This is a genomic window from Pyrobaculum sp. (assembly GCF_049971835.1).
Taxonomy (GTDB): Archaea; Thermoproteota; Thermoprotei; order Thermoproteales; family Thermoproteaceae; genus Pyrobaculum.
The window spans coordinates 1-1,511 of the sequence record NZ_JBMFKV010000350.1 but is presented as its reverse complement, the minus strand read 5'-3'; the positions used below and the strand labels follow the sequence as shown (position 1 = coordinate 1,511).

The 1,511-nt window shown below is 59.9% G+C and carries 1 protein-coding gene and 1 pseudogene; both read right to left on the bottom strand.

The window, feature by feature from the left end; translation table 11 throughout:
* Positions 1–141: pseudogene (locus tag ACP5J3_RS14545) on the bottom strand (PaREP1 family protein); the annotation flags it as partial.
* Between the two features lie 49 nt (positions 142–190).
* Positions 191–1,511 (bottom strand): alkaline phosphatase family protein (locus ACP5J3_RS14540; protein ID WP_428496335.1); only part of this gene is annotated, 1,321 nt, incomplete at its 5' end.

Sequence of the window (1,511 nt, the reverse complement as noted above, 5' to 3'; positions counted from 1 at the left end):
ATGAAGCTTGAGGTAAGCCTCGACGCGCTGAGGCGGGTCCAGCCTCGCCACCAGCAACTCTACTAAAAACTCTTCGAGATCGCGCCCGCCAGCCGCCTTCCTAAGGAGATCGGCTACCGGCTGTGAAATCACCACAGCCACGTAGAGACTGGGAGAAAACCTAAAAAATTTTTTGGGAAAAAAGGCTGGTTTAGGAGGCGATTACCCAAATGGGCGGCGCCGTGGCGTTTTTCAGCTGTATGTTCAAAATCGCGGCGATTGTGGCCCCCACCTGCGGCATCCAGGCCTGTATGCCCTTGAGTTGCCTCAGCTTCACCGCCCTCCCGCCGTAGATCCCGATTATGGACCTCAGCTCGCCCCACGTCCCGATGTCGTCGTGGCAACCCACCGTCTGGAACAGCGAGGGGATCACCACCACGTCGTCGCCGGTGGCTGTCTTGTCGTAGGCGCAGTACCCGGGCTTAACTGCTATAATCACGTCGCCGATGCGCCCAGCGGCGCCGGGGCCGTCTAGGTACATGGAGCTGAGCTCGTTGCCCTCTATCGCGGCCAGCGGCTTGCCGCCCGCAGAGCGCCTAGCCACGGCGAAGGCAATCGGCCTCTCGCCGTTTGTGGGGTCTACAATAGACGTCACGGCCTCAATCACCTTGTTGACCACGTACTCGTAGCTGGCGGGGTCCTCCCTAATCCTGGGGTTGACGTAGATGTACCCACCGTCGTAATACGCTACCGACTTCTGCAGGTCAACCTTGCCGTCGGGCCCGACGACGAGGAGGCCCGCCTTCCTAAGCGCCACGTTTATCCTCACGTAGGCCCTTATCCCCCACTGGCCGTGGTCGCCGACGACGATAAGCACGTCGTTGGGCTCAAGCTTCGACATCAGCCTCCCCACGTAGCTGTCGATCCTCTGCCACATTCCGAGGTAGGTCTTGACTGCCCACTCCGCCAGGGTCTTGTTGCTGTACGGCATAGACGGGTCGAAGAGGCCTAGGATCAAGTGCTCCACCGGGTCGGGCGTCACGTCGTAGCCAGTAAAGAGGTCGAAATTCACGTTTTCAAACATGAAGAGGTTAGTCCTCCAGTAGTAGTCGACGGTAGCGTTGATAACCTCCGCCACGGTCCGGAGGTCGGTCTTGGCCAGGACGTTCCACGACACGTGGTAGATGTCGATGTAGCCCTTCGCCGCAACCTCCTCCCAGTACCTCTTCTTAATCTCCTCGGGCCCCATGAACCACGCAACGGGGGCGTTGTAGACCAGCTTATTGCCGATAAATACCTTGACCTTCTTCTCGTCCAGGCTGAGCGGCTTCAGCATAAAAGCCACGCGGTACGTGGTGCCCCTGTACTCAACCTCGGTGTCCACCGGAAGCCACTGCCCCTCCCTCACCTTGCCCAGCTCCACAGTCCCCTTGTACAAGTAGAGGTAGCGGGCCCCGCCCTCCTCCCTAACCACGCCGGTGAAGGTGGTGTTCCCCACCGTGAACGTGAACTGGTACAGCCCGCCCGACGCC